At 37.5% G+C, this 18,126-nt stretch carries 18 protein-coding genes; 7 read left to right on the forward strand and 11 right to left on the reverse strand.

All coding sequences use genetic code 11. From position 1 onward, the window contains the following. Window positions 1-25 precede the first annotated feature (25 nt). Together rpmH and G7Y57_RS10820 are read left to right on the forward strand one after the other, a co-directional pair. Window positions 26-178 carry a 50S ribosomal protein L34 gene (gene rpmH, locus G7Y57_RS10815; protein WP_165023758.1) on the forward strand — a complete coding sequence of 51 codons (153 nt, stop codon included), beginning with the start codon at window positions 26-28 and terminating at the stop codon, window positions 176-178. 99 nt (window positions 179-277) lie between these two features. Beyond that, complete coding sequence (locus G7Y57_RS10820; protein ID WP_165023761.1) at window positions 278-772, forward strand: CvpA family protein; 495 nt, start codon at window positions 278-280, stop codon at window positions 770-772. Here the strand turns inward: G7Y57_RS10820 and trxA are convergent. Continuing rightward, window positions 762-1,196: a thioredoxin gene (gene trxA / locus G7Y57_RS10825; protein WP_165023764.1), complete on the reverse strand. Its 435-nt coding sequence runs from the start codon at window positions 1,194-1,196 to the stop codon at window positions 762-764. The genes G7Y57_RS10820 and trxA overlap by 11 nt on opposite strands. A 182-nt stretch (window positions 1,197-1,378) precedes the next feature. Between trxA and G7Y57_RS10830 the strand changes: the two genes are divergently transcribed. The 5 genes from G7Y57_RS10830 to G7Y57_RS10850 are packed head-to-tail and all read left to right on the forward strand — an operon-like array spanning window position 1,379 to window position 6,726. Next, the gene (locus tag G7Y57_RS10830) at window positions 1,379-2,209 is read left to right on the forward strand and encodes a 1-acyl-sn-glycerol-3-phosphate acyltransferase (protein WP_165023767.1); all 831 of its coding nucleotides are present in this window, start codon (window positions 1,379-1,381) and stop codon (window positions 2,207-2,209) included. Window positions 2,210-2,212: 3 nt separating this feature from the next. Then, window positions 2,213-3,208, forward strand: a complete 996-nt coding sequence (locus G7Y57_RS10835) for a GNAT family N-acetyltransferase (RefSeq protein ID WP_165023770.1) — start codon at window positions 2,213-2,215, stop codon at window positions 3,206-3,208. A gap of 7 nt (window positions 3,209-3,215) precedes the next feature. Continuing rightward, complete coding sequence (locus G7Y57_RS10840) at window positions 3,216-3,677, forward strand: methylated-DNA--[protein]-cysteine S-methyltransferase (RefSeq protein WP_165023773.1); 462 nt, start codon at window positions 3,216-3,218, stop codon at window positions 3,675-3,677. Window positions 3,678-3,680: 3 nt separating this feature from the next. Next, complete coding sequence (locus G7Y57_RS10845) at window positions 3,681-4,256, forward strand: Maf-like protein (RefSeq protein ID WP_165023775.1); 576 nt, start codon at window positions 3,681-3,683, stop codon at window positions 4,254-4,256. Between the two features lie 22 nt (window positions 4,257-4,278). Further along, window positions 4,279-6,726, forward strand: a complete 2,448-nt coding sequence (locus tag G7Y57_RS10850; protein ID WP_165023777.1) for a P-loop NTPase fold protein — start codon at window positions 4,279-4,281, stop codon at window positions 6,724-6,726. Between the two features lie 75 nt (window positions 6,727-6,801). Here G7Y57_RS10850 and G7Y57_RS10855 read toward each other — a convergent pair whose 3' ends face one another. The 10 genes from G7Y57_RS10855 to lysS form a co-directional block, all read right to left on the reverse strand. After that, a complete protein-coding gene (locus tag G7Y57_RS10855; RefSeq protein WP_165023779.1) occupies window positions 6,802-8,097 on the reverse strand; it encodes an inositol-3-phosphate synthase in 1,296 nt (431 codons plus the stop codon). Window positions 8,098-8,327: 230 nt separating this feature from the next. After that, window positions 8,328-9,053 carry an HAD family hydrolase gene (locus tag G7Y57_RS10860; RefSeq protein WP_165023782.1) on the reverse strand — a complete coding sequence of 242 codons (726 nt, stop codon included), beginning with the start codon at window positions 9,051-9,053 and terminating at the stop codon, window positions 8,328-8,330. A gap of 22 nt (window positions 9,054-9,075) precedes the next feature. Continuing rightward, window positions 9,076-9,990 (reverse strand): CDP-alcohol phosphatidyltransferase family protein, encoded by a 915-nt coding sequence (locus G7Y57_RS10865; protein WP_165023785.1) that lies wholly within the window; start codon window positions 9,988-9,990, stop codon window positions 9,076-9,078. Window positions 9,991-10,033: 43 nt separating this feature from the next. Then, window positions 10,034-10,897 (reverse strand): hypothetical protein, encoded by an 864-nt coding sequence (locus tag G7Y57_RS10870; RefSeq protein ID WP_165023789.1) that lies wholly within the window; start codon window positions 10,895-10,897, stop codon window positions 10,034-10,036. A gap of 28 nt (window positions 10,898-10,925) precedes the next feature. After that, window positions 10,926-11,621 carry an NDP-sugar synthase gene (locus G7Y57_RS10875; RefSeq protein ID WP_165023792.1) on the reverse strand — a complete coding sequence of 232 codons (696 nt, stop codon included), beginning with the start codon at window positions 11,619-11,621 and terminating at the stop codon, window positions 10,926-10,928. 83 nt (window positions 11,622-11,704) lie between these two features. Further along, window positions 11,705-12,787 carry a 4-hydroxythreonine-4-phosphate dehydrogenase PdxA gene (pdxA, locus tag G7Y57_RS10880; protein ID WP_165023795.1) on the reverse strand — a complete coding sequence of 361 codons (1,083 nt, stop codon included), beginning with the start codon at window positions 12,785-12,787 and terminating at the stop codon, window positions 11,705-11,707. After that, complete coding sequence (rlmN, locus tag G7Y57_RS10885) at window positions 12,784-13,842, reverse strand: 23S rRNA (adenine(2503)-C(2))-methyltransferase RlmN (protein WP_165023797.1); 1,059 nt, start codon at window positions 13,840-13,842, stop codon at window positions 12,784-12,786. Before rlmN ends, pdxA begins: the two co-directional genes overlap by 4 nt. 10 nt (window positions 13,843-13,852) lie before the next feature. After that, window positions 13,853-15,199 carry a glucose-6-phosphate isomerase gene (locus G7Y57_RS10890; RefSeq protein ID WP_165023800.1) on the reverse strand — a complete coding sequence of 449 codons (1,347 nt, stop codon included), beginning with the start codon at window positions 15,197-15,199 and terminating at the stop codon, window positions 13,853-13,855. A gap of 15 nt (window positions 15,200-15,214) precedes the next feature. Continuing rightward, window positions 15,215-16,213: an NAD(P)H-dependent glycerol-3-phosphate dehydrogenase gene (locus tag G7Y57_RS10895; RefSeq protein WP_165023802.1), complete on the reverse strand. Its 999-nt coding sequence runs from the start codon at window positions 16,211-16,213 to the stop codon at window positions 15,215-15,217. A gap of 31 nt (window positions 16,214-16,244) precedes the next feature. Beyond that, the gene (lysS, locus tag G7Y57_RS10900; RefSeq protein ID WP_165023805.1) at window positions 16,245-17,972 is read right to left on the reverse strand and encodes a lysine--tRNA ligase; all 1,728 of its coding nucleotides are present in this window, start codon (window positions 17,970-17,972) and stop codon (window positions 16,245-16,247) included. Window positions 17,973-18,126: the final 154 nt, after the last annotated feature.

Here is an 18,126-nt window from a genome sequence, read left to right on the forward strand (position 1 = left end):
ATAATAACGAAAATAATATATAGCGATGAAAAGAACTTTTCAACCATCAAACAGAAAGAGAAAAAATAAGCACGGATTTCGCTCAAGAATGGCTACTGCTAACGGACGTAGAGTGCTTGCATCTCGTAGAGCTAAAGGAAGATCTAAACTTTCTGTTTCTGACGAATACAGCAAATAATAGTCTGTAAAAGATATTTTGCTTTTGCAAACAAAGTAAGAATTAGTATTAATTCTTACTTTTGTTGTTTATGTATGTTTCGTTTATAAATTAGTTGATATGAATTGGTTTGATCTTGTTATAATAATTCTGGTTGCTGCAACCCTTATCAAGGGATTCACTTCGGGATTCGTTATGCAGGCCGCATCACTGGCAGGATTAATACTTGGAGCCATATTTGCGGGAAAATTGTCGGGTTATATAGCACCTAAGATTATCAGCTTGACAGATGGATCACCGCACGTTATCGGTCCAATATCGTACGTTGTAGCCTTCCTTCTGATTATTACCTCATTAATATTACTGGGGAAAGCTGTTCAATCGGCTGTAAAAGCAATGGAGATGAATGCCCTGAATAGAATTGCAGGGGCCATATTTTGTTGTGCTAAATGGCTTATAGCAGTAAGTATATTAGTCAATCTAATTTCGGAGATAGACCAAAGCAACCTCATAATAAAAGAGGATGTGTATGAGAAATCTCACACCTACCCTCTTGTAAAACGAGTTGCGCCACTGGCGATACCCTATCTTAATTTCGATTGGATCACTCAGTGATAGCGATATATTCTTTTATTGCTTTTGTCAGATCGGCTTTTGAAATCAGCCCGACAATGCGATCTATCTCCTTGCCATCTTTATAAACAATAATTGCAGGAATCCCTTGAATCTGTTTATCAATGGCAAACTTCTTATAATTATCCACATTCAATTTCGCAATCTTGGCAGTGCCCTTAAACTCGTCTGCAACTTCTTCGAGTATCGGGTTCATCTTGCGACAAGGACCGCACCATGGAGCCCAGAAATCAACCAAAACGACACCTTTAGCAGTCTCACTCTCATAGCTTGCTGCCGACAAGGTTACAATAGCAGAATCCTTTTTTTCTTCACGAGCCGATCGCCCAAACACATTAGCACTATCTAACAGGCTAAGTGACAAAAGAACCACAGCCAGAACAGGGAATAATATTTTATTTTTCATTCATTTAGTTTATTGAAGGTCCGTGACCTATTTATTATTATATGAACCGCAAATATAACCATAAGTTCATTTGCCCATACACCCCTATTAGATTTATATGAATATTTGACATATATTAAATCTTACATTGGACAAAAACAAGTATTTTTGTATATATAAAACTGTGATATAGCCTGTAAAATATGAGCCAAGAACCGATGAAATTAGATCTGGATAAAGTCCTGCAAAGCAAGGCTCCTAAAATCTATAACAAAATACCTCGTTTCGCGATCAACTACCTGAAAAGGAAAGTGCATGTGGATGAGTTAAATGAAATTCTGACCATATATGTAGACAAGCAAGGTGTTGATTTTATGGAATCCGTTGTCGGCTACTTTAACTTAACACTTGATGTGGATGGGCTCGACAGCATACCAATAGATGGCAGATATATTTTTGTTTCCAATCATCCTTTAGGCGGCTTAGATGGTATCTGTCTTTCAGCTATTATCGGCAAAAAGTATGACAAGAAAATCAAGTATGTGGTTAATGATATTCTGTATTACATCCGAAACCTACAACCTATTTTCCTACCAATCAACAAACATGGTACACAAGCAAAACAGGTAGCCAAAGAAACGAACGAGGCCTTCGAATCTGACAGCCAAATAATCACTTTTCCGGCAGGGCTGTGTTCGAGAAAACAAAATGGAAGAATATACGACCTCGAATGGAAAAAAAACTTCATACAAAAGGCTATAGAATCGAAAAGAGACATAGTTCCTGTCTACTTTAGGGGGCGTAATTCAAATTTCTTTTATAGATTTGCAAATGCTAGAAAACGTCTGGGTATAAAATTTAATATCGAAATGGTTTTATTGCCCGACGAGATGTTCAAGAATAAAAATAAAACCTTCTCTATTACTTTCGGACAACCCATTCCTTACTCCACTTTCGATCACTCGAAAAGTGCGCAACAATGGGCTGAATATGTAAAAGAGACGGCTTATAAACTGGGAGAATCAAATAAATAATCAATGGACGCAGCTATTATTCCACCCATCGATAGGGATTTATTGAAAGCCGAACTTTCCAGAGATAAATTCTTGCGAAAGACCAACAAGGCTCATAATGAAATCTACATTATCACTCATCATAATTCACCTAATGTGATGCAAGAGATCGGGCGATTACGCGAGATTGCTTTCAGATATTACGGTGGAGGCACAGGTAAACCCGTAGATCTCGACGAGTACGATATAATGGACAATCCCTACAAGCAATTAATCGTATGGAATCCCGAAGCTGAAGAAATAATTGGAGGCTATCGTTTTATTTGTGGTCCGGATATTCGTTTTGATGAAAATGGTGAACCGATTTTAGCCACATCCCATCTTTTCCATTTCTCTAAGAAGTTTATAGACGAATATCTTCCATACACATTCGAACTCGGACGTTCGTTCGTTACACTTGAATATCAATCTACATTAGCCGGATCGAAAGGCATATTTGCTCTCGACAATCTTTGGGACGGATTAGGAGCGTTGTCTGTTGCCGACCCATCGATGAAATATTTCTTCGGTAAGGTAACCATGTACGATACCTACAATACACAAGCCCGAGACATGATCTTATACTTCATGAACTTATATTTCCCCGATATGGAGAAATTGGTTTGGCCTAAACATGCACTTCATATCACTTCGGATAAAAGGAAATTAAGCAGGATGTTTACAGGTGAATCTTTTAAGGCTGATTATCGATTATTAAACACCTCTGTCCGTAAATTCGGACTGAATATACCACCTCTTGTAAATGCCTATATGAGCCTTTCGCCACAGATGAAAGTATTCGGAACAGCTGTCAACGAAACTTTTGGTAATGTGGAAGAAACAGGTATCCTTATCAACAAGGATGAAATATTGGAGGACAAAAAGAAAAGACATATCGAATCGTATCTACGAGACAAACCGTCAAAACGCTTCTTAGGGCGGCTACGCCAAATGATTAACTGGAGCTGGAGATCTAAATGATAACATTATGAAAGTCTATTACGAGTCTCCCGTGGGCATACTTGAGATCGAGGATGATTATGGTCACATCACAGCCCTTCGTTTTGTTGAAAAAGCTCTCGATGCAGCACAGCCAATCACAGAAACATTAGCTGAAGCAATAAAACAATTAGACGAATATTTCGCAGGAAAAAGACTTGATTTCGACCTGCCGCTTATGCAGGAAGGAACAGATTTTCAACAAAAAGCATGGGAATACCTGTGCAGTATACCTTATGGCGAAACTGTATCTTATAAAGAACAAGCCCAAGCAATAGGATCACCCAAAGGCTTTAGAGCCGTAGGGTCAGCCAACGGAAAGAATAATATCGCCATTATAGTACCTTGCCACCGTGTGGTGAACGAAGGCAAAGGATTGGGCGGATATGCCTATGGCCTCGATGCTAAACGCCAGTTACTCGCCTTAGAACAGCGTTATAAAAAGAAATAATAAATGAACTTATCTCAATATCAAGTAATACTTGCGTCGAACTCTCCCCGCAGGAAGGAATTACTTTCGGGTTTAGACATCAACTACACAATCAAGATTCTGCCCGATATAGATGAATCATATCCGGATAATATAAAAAAAGAAGATGTTGCTATCTATATAGCTAAAAAGAAAGCGAATGCTTACTTCGATTGCCTGAAAGATAATACCGTTCTTATTACCGCTGATACAATCGTTCTACTTGATGGAAAAGTATATGGAAAACCCATAGATGAAGAAGAGGCTAAGCAAATGCTTCGTGAACTATCGGGTAAAACTCATCAGGTAATAACAGGAGTCTGCATCACGACAAAAGAGAAACAGCATACCTTTGGCGTATCCTCAGAGGTCAGATTCGCCCTCATCGAAGAATCGGAGATAGAGTATTACGTAACTAAATATAAGCCCTTAGACAAAGCCGGAGCATACGGTGTGCAAGAGTGGATAGGGTATATCGCTGTGGAATATATTTCAGGTTCTTATTTCAATATAATGGGATTGCCTGTACAACGGTTGTATCAGGAGTTGAAGAAATGGTAGAGAAGACAAAAAAACGAATACTATGAAAATTACGAAATACATACGACCTTTTATTTACTCTATTATTGCGCTGTTCTTAATAGAGCTTTTGCAGCCTATTATATCCTCCGTTTTTATTAAAGTTGTATGCGATAACCTAAAACTGGATTCTTGGGTTGTTAAGATCGGCTTCCCTATATTTATAGTAGCCACCCTTTATTTTTACAGAGAAAAAATAAAAGGTAATAAATGGTTCTTTTCATATTATTTACCTGCCCTTATTATTTACTTGCTATACAGGTTAGATATAATACCCCACTTTGATTGGACGTTTTTGTCTTACTATTCGGTAATTACTTTTTTTGATGTATTCGTTACAATAACCTCTATAGGCGTTGTTTATTTAATTTATTCTAAGAAAAAAGTGCAGCCAGCGCAAACAAGAAGCCCACACAGCCCTATTATTGGATGGCTTAATAATGATAAACTGTGTTATAAAGAAGACATAGTAAACAACTTATTACTGACCCTCCTATCTAAAAAAGAAAATAAAAATCTCTATCAACAAGAAGCCCTTACTGTCAGTCTTCGTGGTAGCTGGGGATCGGGTAAAACATCATATCTGAATCTGATAGAAGAACAAATAAATAAGGATAGCGAATCAACGTTTTACAAAAAGGCGATTATAATTAAGTTCAACCCTTGGTTTAGTACCGACACGAAACAAATAATGCAAGATTTCTTGGATACATTGAGAGACGGGCTAAAAGATAAATTAGATCATTATACAGTACAAAAATCGATAAACAAATATGCGCAGGCATTAGCAAAAGGAAATTTCGGGACAGTATCCACACTTTTATCTCTTTTGCCGCTAGTCGGGGATGAATCTATCGAAAAAAGATTTAGCGAGGTAAGTAATAATATAGCTAAGTTGGATGTTCCACTGATGATCTTTATAGACGATATAGACCGATTGAATGCAAAAGAGATGCAATATGTTTTACAGTTGGTAAGGAATAGTGCTAACTTTAAAAACACGATATTCATTGTTCCTTACGATGAAGAATATATTGTAAAAACACTTGATACTAATTTATGCAATCCCCAAGAGTATTTACAGAAAATATTTACCCTGTCATATTCTTTACCTATTATGCCTTGGGTAGAATATGTAAAAATGGCTACAACAGACATTGCCAACGAACTCTCTATTGAAGCAATTAGCAAGGAATATGAATATATAAAATCGTTTATTGAAGATATAAAAGAACGGCTTACGTTGCGCATACTAAGAAAAATAACCGAAAATATAAAGTTCCATGGCACTTTTGCAAAAGATACCGATGGTAATTACATCATATATCTGTACGATCTACTACTTATAGAATACTTGAATATTCTGGATAAGAATATATATACAAATTTGCCTCAAGAGGATGGGATACTTTGGTTTAATGGTTCTCATTATAGTCTCAATAACCGTAATATAGAAGCAATATCAAAAAATATAGTGAATAACGAATCCAAGCCGACTGTGCATCCTAACGATGAATTCATCGTCAAATCAATTAAACCTATTTGCTTAAATACAGCAAAAATCAATACTAGCTTTCGTATATTGGAGTTATTATTTAATAAAAAAGGAAGTGATATATACTCATTGGGAAATCCTGTTGTACTTAATACTTATTTCGCAAAAATAAAAGGAGAAGAAATTATTACACAAAAAGAGTTTAGTGAAGGTGTCAAGATGTCAGAAGATGAATTGAAGAACCAATTCTTAAAATGGTATGATCGTAATAAAACAATATTGAAAGACTTATTAAACAGCGTTGAATTTAAAACAAAGGAAGAAGGGCTGAAATTAATAAATGCATCATCTGTATTAAAACAAGAAAGGGGGCACTATTATTTAGTTATACCAGGAGTAAATTCGCTATACAAACATGAATCTGAAACCGATATATATAAATTACACACCACTACATTCAAAACTTTTCTAGATGGTTATGCTAATAAAGATATAGATACACTCAAATGCAAAAATGAAATATTACAGAGGCTTAAAGAAGACCACTTTAGTCCTCTTAAATATATTTTTAGTAACAATTCTCAAGATTCAGAAAAAAAGTACAACGAACTTTACATTTCTTATCTACAAGAATATCTAAAACTTCAAAAGGATTTCGCCGATTTCGAAACCAGCTTCATAGCTAACTTAGATCAGTTATATCATAAAAACGAAGCCCAAGTATTAATCAAAGAATATCTAAAAACACATTTTAGAAGCCTTGTAAATCAGATACAAACCACTGAAGAGTTAAGCTACAATTTTTATTTTAATAAATTATTTGATGAGGCATCAAATAAAAAAAGTAACTGGAAAGACAACTACAAAAAGTTCCTCGACCAATTTGATAAAGAAGTGAAAAATCAGCCTTGGTTTCAGCGCCATCTTGAAGCCATAGGATTCAAAACAACTACCTGAATACTAAACACAATAAAAAAGGAGCTATTCACACGAATAGCTCCTTTCATAAATATCACTAGGAAGACTAATTAATTAGTCGATAAAATCTACTGTTTCTTCACCGATCATTTTGCGAAGCGTATTTTTTAACTTCACATATTGGATAAACAAGTCGTGTTCTGCAATCTTAGCAGGCTCATGCATAGGGCTTTTGAAATAGAAAGACAACCAGTCTTGTATTCCACTCATACCTGCACGTTTAGCCAAATCAGAGAACAACACAAGGTCAAGACACAAAGGAGCAGCTAGAATAGAATCCTTACAAAGGAAATCCACTTTCAATTGCATTTTGTAACCCAACCATCCGAAAAGGTCGATGTTATCCCATCCCTCTTTATCGTCTTTGCGAGGTGGATAGTAATTGATACGAACTTTGTGGTATACATTACCGTAAAGTTCAGGATACAATTCAGGTTGAAGAATATTATCGATAACAGACAGTTTCGATTCTTCTTTTGTTTTGAATGAACCCGGATCGTCAAGAACTTCGCCGTCGCGGTTACCAAGAATATTTGTAGAGAACCATCCTTCAAGACCCAACATACGAGTTTTCAACATCGGAGACAATACTGTCTTCAACATCGTTTGTCCTGTTTTAAAGTCTTTTCCACAAATTGGAGTTTGAGTCTTAGCAGCCAATTCCCACATTGCAGGAATATCAACTGTCAGGTTAGGAGCACCATTGATATAAGGTATACCCATAGACACTGCTGCATAAGCATAAACGTTTGAAGGAGCTATATCTTTATGATTTTCCTTCATTCCTTTTTCTAAAGAAGCAAGTGTTTTGTGAACTTCACCCAGTGGAGTGAATACTTCGGTACTACCGCACCAGATAACTACGATACGATCGCAATTATTTTGTTTTTTGAAGTCTTCGATGTCTTGTTTTACTTGTTCCATCAAGTCCCATTTAGTAGGAGCCGATTTCACCCAAGTACCGTGCAAACGTTTAACAAATTCCTGATCAAATACAGCTTTCATCGGTTTGATAGCTATCATTTCATCTTTCACCTTGTCCAGGTCTTCATTCGTTAAAACATCAGCATGTTTTGCAGCCTCGTATGCATTATCTTCAAAGATATCCCATCCTCCGAATACTACATCATTAAGATCTGCCAAAGGCACCGCATCTTTAATTTTAGGAAAGCGGTTTTCTTCTCTTTTCCCTAAACGCATTGTAGCCAATTGAGTAATTGACCCTACAGGAACACCTTGTCCTTTACGTGTTAACAACGTTCCTGCCATAAATGTAGTCGAAACTGCACCTACGCCAACAGTAAGAATACCAAGTTTTCCCTTGGCTTCTTTCACTTGTACTTTTCCCATTTTTTATAAAAATTTTAAGTTATACCGCAACCCGCGGCTTACATTAAATTCTGTTATTCCAACGAATAACATATAATAGAATAGCATCAAATATATCCTCACTACCATTTTATTATCCCAACCCGATATTTTCCATCTCAAACAGTGTTTAAGACTTCCATTATTGGCAGCAACAATATAGCTGGCGCTATAATATCATCAAAAAATCAAGTACATTACTTTCAATCTTCTTATTTCAGATGAAAGACATCCTTCAACTCCATGAAGTCTGTGATAACAACGTCTGCCGTAGCACTTTCGTCATCTTTTTCCCAACCAAGACCTTTCAGCCAGATAGTCTTACAACCGTTTTCCATAGCCGGAACTATATCTTTCTTGTAAGAGTCTCCTATCACAACTATATTAGATGCAGGTAAATTTAATTTCTCTACACCCAAAGTAAATATCGCTGGGTCTGGTTTTCTTATACCAACTACCGCCGACTCGATAATCTCATCGAAACAGTCAAGTAGATCAAAATCCTTCAAAACAGCATGGATATTACCGTAGAAGTTAGAAACAACCACCATCGGATATTTAGCATGCAACTGTTCCAAAACAGGCTTCTCCTTCGAGATCAAACCTTTGACAAAGTTATAACATTGGGTCGAAACCGCAAGGCTATATTCCGCTTTTTTATCATTTGCTGTTAAGTAGCCTTTATCGAAAAGATAACCAATCTGCAAATCAACTTTTTTATTGAGCAGAATACAGAAATTATCTTCTTCTTTGATTATTGGGTGTACAGCCAAATAGCGTTCCACATAGACAAAAGCTTCGCGAAAAGCCTCCTTCGTTACAGGTATCTGCTGATCTTGGTAAGATTCCCACAGCACCTCCGCCCAATGTTTTCCATTACTGTCGATAGTACCGCCGTAATCAAATATAATTCCTTTTATATCTTCGAGTTTGAACATTCTATTCTTAATTATTTATTTTTTAATACTTCCCCTTAGCTATTTCAGCAGAGAATTTTTTACACATCTTCTCGTGGCTTCTTACCATATAAACAAGTAGTACATTTAATATAAGAAGTTCGAAAACAAAATATATCCATGGTTCCTTGACTAGAATTGCTATAAAAAGAACGATGGCTCTCGTGTTGAACGAAAGTATATTTGTCCACTTCATCAATGGCAAACTTTTCGCTCTGAAAGCAGTTCTGAATGATTCGGGTGCTGTCTCTCCGAATTTATCTTTGAGTAACCTAAACATCTTCTGAAATGCAGGAGACCAATTTTCCTGATCTTTCGTATAATTACGATAAAAAAATGCCACAAGTTTAGCAAAAAAGTTTTTGCTCCACGACAAACTGTTATATTTAGCGGTCAGTTCTATTGTATTATCAAGCTCACTACCCGATTTACCTTTCAGAAAAAGTAAATGCACATTACGATAATAATCAGCCATAGCGGCTTGTTTGGCATGGAAATATCCGGCAGATGCAGCTAACACCCATATCCAACCGCCCCACTCATCATCTAATCGCATGCAAATGGCAATATAGATAGCAGCAAACCACAGATCACCTGCAAAACCATCGAGCACGCGACCTAAAGCCGAGAACTGCTTTGTCATACGTGCCAACTGTCCATCCGCACTATCGTATGAATTAGCCCATACTAACAAGACAATGCCAAGTATTGAGATCCATAAATTGTCAAAATAGAAACAAACTCCGGCTCCCACCCCAAGGAATATACTGGCAATCGTTACAGCATTAGGGCTGATGCCTAGTTTTTGAAACAATAAGGCCCAACGGTAACCGATAGGTCTGTAAAAATAGATATCTATAGGCTCTTCTGTGTCCATCGACTTGAGCGTCGATTCAATTGAGGGTTTAGTATTTTCCATCTTGTTCAATATAACTAACTTTTTGCTAAGGAAAAAATAATCCTCAACTATTCTTTATTATTTGCTTATGGATACATTCGGCAATTTTGGGTGCGGCCTCTTCTCTACAAGGTGCGAAACTAGGCCAGTCGTTAAAATCAATAATCTTAAATGATCCGTCGGCTGCAACAACACAGTCACCGCCATATATTCTCACGCCGAGTATTTCTCCGGCTTTGTCACATTCTCGTTTCAGGTCTTCTGCCGAAAAAGGAAATTCTTTTGCTGTTCCATTTATCACTTCCAATCCGAATTTACTATGATTCAAATCGTAAGGATAGAACCAATAGAAGAAATCGGTATCGGCAACACCATAAAATTTAACAAGGTCACCTACCAAATGTTCATTTATCACAGCATTGGGAATATCGCGAAATGCAAACTCCTGTAAAATAGACTTCACCTCTTCCATGCTTCTGGCATAAGTCACATCTTCTCTGTGGATAGCATGAAAGTCTCCTCTTTTTATCCAATACGCCTTAGCACCTATCTCGTTAAGACCTTCGGTAGGATCATCGTTTACATCTATTATTATACTTGCAGGATGTGGTATATTATTATCCAATAAAAGACGCGTCATTTTACCACGTGTACAATTATCTATTCCGAAAGCCGAATTGATGATAACAGAACCTTGCTTCTCTAGCTTCTGTAGCCTTCTTATTGTACTTTTATCGCGAGCCATATTAAATATATATTGCCCGCTTTCGCTACCTACTACAAATTCCGCCTCTGTGAACTCTTCTACTTCATAACCCATTTCGCGTAAGCTATCTGTAGTCAGATTAAAAATCATACCATCGTTACCGATATGATTGGGCGAATACTTTGTCTTTCTTTTGACTCCTACGATTTTCGTTTTTGACATAACTATTTTTATATAGTGCAGTTACAGTTTAGCTTTTCAGAAATTGCTCTGCTTTTATAATATCTTCTGCATGGTCTACATCCACAATTTTGGCAAATGGAAATGCTTTCAGATTCAATTTATCTGAAACCAGTTGTCGCTGAAAATTGCGCATGCGGGATTGCCCTGTATTAAGACAATCTTCAAGCGTTTTAATCGCTTTAGGTGTTAATCCATAGATACCACCTGAAATATATTTACAATTATCGCAAGAATCCAAGAACCCTGTGATCTTCATATCGTTGTTTACACCAACATAAAGCGGCTTCTCGTCATCAATATAGTCCGTTACAGCCATCATGCCATCGGCATCTTTGTCTGCAATAAAGGCTTGTATATATTTGCTAAATTCGTCTTCTTTAAATATTGTATCGACAGTTGTTAAACAAAACTTCCCGTCACGAAGGAAGTCACAAAGTTCGAAAAAACTATGCATCGAACTAGGTGTAGATTTAACTACAATATTTAATGGCACATCCAATTTCAACCCTGAAACATACTCCTGTACCTGAGTCATTTGCTCGTTTACAATAATACTTATCGAAGACGCATCATTTGCAAGAAAGATATCAATCAGACGTCGAATCATTTCTTTTCCATTTAGTTTTACCAAAGGTTTTGGTAAAGCAACGCCTTCTTGAGCAAGTCTTGAACCTTCTCCGGCTGCTATTATAGCATAATTCATATAATCAATTCGAATATTCTTTGACTGAAAAACAGTCAATAAGTTTAATCAAGGTCTATAAAACCTGTTATATTAAAAAGAAGTTATTCTTCCTTTGTTAAATCGAGCACTTCATTGTCTCCACCTCGCTCAACATAAAGTTTTCTTAGTGGATTAACATATGCCTTATCGTATTCTGTTCTGTTTTGATATGTATCGATAGCCATATAAACAGCCTGACGGAACGACTCTTCCGATGCTTCATTCTTTCCGGCAAGAGCATAAGCTGTGCCATGTGCAGGTGAGGTACGAATAACAGGCAGACCTGCCGTAAAATTGACACCCTCTTCCATCGCAATTGTTTTGAACGGAGCCAAGCCCTGATCGTGATACATCGCTAAAATACCATCGAAGTTCATGAAATCCGAAGAACCGAAAAATCCATCGGCAGCATAAGGACCAAAACATAAACTATGTTTCTCTTGAAGTTCCTTTATAGCCGGAATAATAATATCATTTTCCTCCGATCCTAGCAAACCATTTTCTCCGGCATGCGGATTGAGTGACAATACTGCAATACGAGGATTACCTACTCTAAAATCACGTTTAAGACTTGTTTCGAATAGCTTCGCAGCTTCGACAATTCTTTCTTTTGTAAGTTTTTGAGGAATTTCGGACAAAGGAATATGTCCTGTTACCAAAGCAACACGAAGATTATCTTTTGCAAGAATCATCAGACTCTTGTCTCCTGCTTTGCCAAATTTCTCTTCCAGATATTCGGTATGCCCGGGAAAATGAAAGTCTTCACGCTGTATATTATGCTTATTGATAGGTGCTGTTACCAGAACATCAATCAATCCGTTTTGAAGGTCGGCACATGCACGTTCTAATGCAGCAAATGCAGCATTACCTGCAGCTTCACTCGAAACACCCAGCTCAACCTTAACATCCTCGCCAATACAGTTTATTATATTCACCTTATTCACCACCGCTTCTTTCGCATCAGTTATCTGATTGAATGCTACGGCAGGCAAATCTAATGCCTTACGATGATAGGCTGCTGCCTTAGGCGAACCATATATAACAGGGATACACATTTCTGCCATACGGATGTCGCCAAAAGTCTTTAGTATAACTTCATAGCCTATTCCGTTTATATCTCCGTGCGTAATTCCTACTTTTATCATATTAAAGATTGATCATTATTTTGTTTACTCTTCACCGTCGATAACATACCGCAAGCCGCAAATATGTCTTCACCACGTGAAGAACGAATAGTAGAAGTAACCCCTTTCTTAGTCAGATAATCTCTGAAAGCCTCCATCTTTTCTTTTGTCGATGTTTTCAAATCGACATTAGGAATAGCATGGAAACGAATCAGATTTACTCTGCAATCTAATCCCCTTATTTCCTGCGCCAACTCTTTGGCATGAATAATAGAATCATTGAAATTGTCGAACATAATATATTCGAACGACAGACGACGCTGCTTAGACCAATCGTACTGACGAAGCAAGTCTAACACATCTGCCATCGGAAATGCTTTTTCGACAGGCATAATAGATAACCGTTGCGCCTTCTCGGGACTATGAATACTGATTGCCAAATGAGCATTACTTTCATCCAGAAAACGCTTCAACTTAGGCGTTACCCCTGTTGTTGAAACCGTTATACGCTTTGGACTCCAAGCCATACCATAGTCGGCAGTCATTATATCGAGTACCTTTTTCAATTCTTCGTAATTATCTAAAGGTTCTCCCATTCCCATAAAAACGACATTCGTCAATGCTTCGGCTTCACGAACAGAATACATCTGATTCAATATCTCATTTGCAGTCAGATTACCATTAAATCCTTGCTTACCTGTCATACAGAATAAACAATTCATTTTGCATCCTACCTGCGACGAAACACAAAGCGTAGCTCTGTCGTCTTCGGGAATCATTACCGATTCGATCAGCTTGTCTTTCTCAGTCTTGAACAGATACTTAACCGTACCATCTACCGACTCTTGAAATTCGAGAGGGTTATAACGCCCTATATCATATTTCTCAGACAACAATGCTCTGTTTGCAACAGAGATATTAGTCATTTCATCTACAGACGATACATTCTTTTTATATACCCAATCGGCTATTTGTTTAGCAGCAAATTTAGGCAAACCACACTCTTCTGCCACCAAACGAAGTTCGTCCAGTGTCATGCCTAACAAGTGTTTTTTCTGCTCCTTAATTTGCTCCATTTTCTATTTATTACAAACGTTTTTTAATAGCTTCACTATCTTTTTCAAAACCCGGTTTGTCAAGTAGCGCAAACATATTTTTCTTGTATGCCTCTACTCCCGGTTGGTCGAATGGATTCACTCCTAAGATATAACCGCTGATACCGCAAGCTTTTTCGAAGAAGTAAAGTAATTGACCGATACTGTATTCATCCAAACGAGGAATCTCTACTTTAATATTAGGAACACCTCCGTCTACGTGAGCTAGTTGAGTTCCCAACTCTGCCATTTTGTTTACGAAATCGACACGTTTACCTGCAAGGAAGTTCAATCCGTCTAAGTCTGCCTCATCAGAAGGTACTGTAAGTGTTTCGTTCGGGTTCTTCACTGAAAGAACAGTTTCGAAAATAGTACGCTCTCCCTCTTGAATCCATTGACCCATAGAGTGCAAGTCGGCTGTAAAATCAACCGCTGCATTGAAAATACCTTTATGATCTTTACCTTCGCTTTCGCCGTAAAGTTGTTTCCACCATTCAGCGATATAATGTAGCTTAGGATTGAAGTTAGCAAGTATTTCTATTTTCTTTCCTTTCTTATACAGTTCGTTACGGGTAACTGCATATATCTCTGCAATATTCTTTTCGAATGGAACAGAAGGTGCAGTTTGCTCTTCCATGTGAACAGCTCCGGCTACCAGTTGACGGATATTAACCCCAGCCAATGCGATAGGTAATAAACCAACAGGAGTCAATACAGAATAACGACCACCTACATTATCAGGAATAACATATTTCTTATATCCTTCTTTTGTTGCTGATGTGTATAATGCTCCGCGAGCGGCATCTGTAATAGCTACAATACGAGATTTAGCTTCTTCTTTACCAACAGCTTTTTCCAGTTCCGCTTTCAAAATACGGAAAGCCAAAGCAGGCTCAGTAGTTGTTCCCGATTTAGAGATATTGATCAAACCAAATGATTTACCTTTCAGATAAGCAAGTAGTTCAACCAAGTAATCTTCTCCGATATTATTTCCTGCATAAAGAATAACAGGATTTTTGCGGTCTGTTTGCAACCAGTCGAAAGCATTCGATAGTGAATCGATAACTGCTCTCGAACCTAAGTAACTACCTCCGATACCAATAAGAACAATTACATCGCATTTTGCTCTTAGTGCTTTTGCTGTATCTTCTATATCTTTCAGTTCAGCATCTGTAATTGATGAAGGTAGGTTTAACCATCCTAGATAGTCGTTTCCTTTACCTGAACCGTTATGTAATGTTTCGTTGCATTTTTTAGCTAAAGCAGCTTGGCTGTTTATTTCGTTTTGGTCAACGAAGCCTAAGGCTTTAGTAATGTCTAAATTGATATTTTTATCCATAGCCTAATTTATTCTTTATTTTAAAATTTGTTCTCTTAATCTTTTTATCTCCTCTCTAGCTGAAACATTCTCGTACAAAATACGATAAACTGTATCTGCAATAGGAATCTTTATCTGGCACTTCTCGTTCATTTCCATAATACACTTCGTGCCGTAATAGCCTTCCGCTACCATTTCCATCTCTATCTGGGCTGCTTTTACCGAATAGCCTCTACCGATCATCGACCCAAAAGTGCGATTACGGCTGAAACTAGAATAGCATGTAACCAAAAGATCACCCAAATAAGCCGAATCCTGAATATTACGTTCGATTGGAGAAACAGCATCCGTAAAGCGTTCCATTTCGGTTATAGCATTCGATACCAGAACCGCTTGGAAATTATCACCATATTTCAATCCATGGCATATACCTGCAGCGATAGCGTATACATTTTTAAGCACGGCAGCCAGCTCTATACCTGTAACATCAGTAGAAACGGATGTTTTAATAAATCTATTATCAAAAAGGTAAGCCAAAGCTTTTGCTTTTTCAACATCGGCACAGGCAATAGTCGGATATGTCAGACGCTCTAATGCGACTTCTTCAGCATGACAAGGTCCTGCTATAATGGCGATATTCTCTGCCGGAATATTGTAATATTCGGATAGATAATCCGTAACAACAAGATTCTCGGGAGGAATAATACCTTTTATTGCCGAAACTATAAATTTATTACTGATATCTGTTTTCAATTTTTCAAGATGTATCTTTAAAAACGGTGAAGGCACAGCCAGAATGAGCGTATCCGAATTTTCGAACACTTCAGTTATATCAGAATAAAATGTAATCCTATCCAGATTGAATTCGACATTTGACAGATAAGAAGGGTTATGCCCCAGTTTCTTAAAGTCCTCAATCTGATCGGGACGGCGCATATACCAATTGATATGCTTTTCGCGAACCAGCACAATTTTGGCTAATGCGGTCGCCCATGTACCACCCCCTAATATTGCAACTCTTCCGGGAAAACTCATAGTTTTTTGTTCTAGTTAAAAAATTAGTCGTTTAATTGATTTTACTTAACCAACCGGCAACTTCATCTACTGAAGGTAATGCCAGATCTAATTTATATTTCTTATTTATATCCCCTAAGTCTTGACGTACTTTCTGAGGATTTACTTCTTTCATATCCTCGACTGTTAAGTATCCGGCTTTTTGAATAGCAGGCACTAAAGCCTCAGCAATACCCAATTCGGCATATCTAGCCACAGGGTCTTTCTTCGCTACTTTTTCAGGACGCATCTGAGGGAAAAACATTACCTCCTGAATACTTTCCTGACCGGTCATAAACATTACCAAACGATCCATTCCTATACCGATACCACTTGTTGGAGGCATACCATATTCCAAAGCTCGCAAGAAATCCTGATCGATAAACATCGCTTCATCATCTCCTTTTTCAGACAATGTCAGCTGATCTTCGAAACGCTCACGTTGATCGATAGGATCGTTCAACTCCGAATATGCATTTGCAAGTTCCTTACCATTTACCATCAGTTCGAAACGTTCGGTAAGTTCAGGATTGTTCCGATGTTTCTTTGTCAAAGGCGACATCTCGATCGGATAATCGATAATAAAAGTGGGTTGAATATAATTCCCCTCACATTTTTCACCAAATATTTCGTCAATCAGTTTGCCTTTACCCATTGTTTCGTCCTGCTCTATATTCAATTGTTTGCAGACTTCACGCAATTGAACCTCATCCATTCCACTGATATCAACACCTGTGAAGTGTTTAATAGAATCTATCATAGTCACACGAGGATAAGGCGCTTTATAGTCAATCTCATTGTTGCCCATCTTCACTTTAGTGCTTCCATGTACATCAATACAGATTTTTTCAAGCATACGCTCTGTAAAATCCATCATCCAATTATAGTCCTTATAGGCAGCATAAAACTCCATCACTGTAAATTCAGGATTATGAGTACGATCCATTCCCTCATTTCGGAAATTGCGCGAGAATTCATAAACCCCATCAAAACCGCCGACAATCAGCCTTTTCAGATAAAGTTCATTTGCAATACGGAGGTATAGCGGAATATCTAAAGCATTATGATGTGTTGTAAAAGGACGGGCAGTAGCTCCTCCAGGAATACTTTGCAGAACAGGCGTATCTACCTCAATATATCCATGTCCATTAAGGAATTCACGCATAGAGTTAAAAACTTTCGTTCTTTTCATAAAAACATCTTTAACCCCTTCGTTCACTATCAGGTCAACATAACGTTGGCGATAGCGCTGTTCCGGATCAGAGAAACCATCATAAGTCACACCGTCTTTCACCTTAACTACAGGCAACGGGCGCAATGATTTAGCAAGAACGGTTATTTCTTCGGCGTGAACAGAAATCTCTCCCATCTGTGTGCGAAAAACGAATCCTTTCACTCCTACAAAATCACCTATATCTAAAAGTTTCTTGAATACAACATTGTATAAATCTTTATTTTCATCGGGACAAAGATCATCGCGAGAGATATACACCTGTATACGTCCCTCAGCATCCTGAAGCTCCATAAAAGAAGCCTTCCCCATGATACGACGTCCCATAATACGACCTGCGATAATTACCTCGCGGCGTTCGGCTTCGTCCTTAAATTCATTTTTTATATCTGTAGAATATGCGTTCACATCGTATAGAGCAGCAGGATATGGCTCTATACCCAACGATCTCATCTCTTCTAAACTACCTCTTCGAACAACCTCTTGTTCGCTCAATTCTAATACATTCATTATTAATCTTGCTTAAGATTATTATATTTCAAATAACTAACTTCTGCTCTGTCCAGAACAATCTCGCAAATTTAAGAAATATAATTACAATATGGCATTCAATAGCGTAAGTAAATGAAAATAACTTTAATTTATAAGAAAATTTTCACACTTT

The sequence above is a fragment of the Dysgonomonas sp. ZJ279 genome (assembly GCF_011039205.1).
Taxonomy (GTDB): Bacteria; Bacteroidota; Bacteroidia; order Bacteroidales; family Dysgonomonadaceae; genus Dysgonomonas.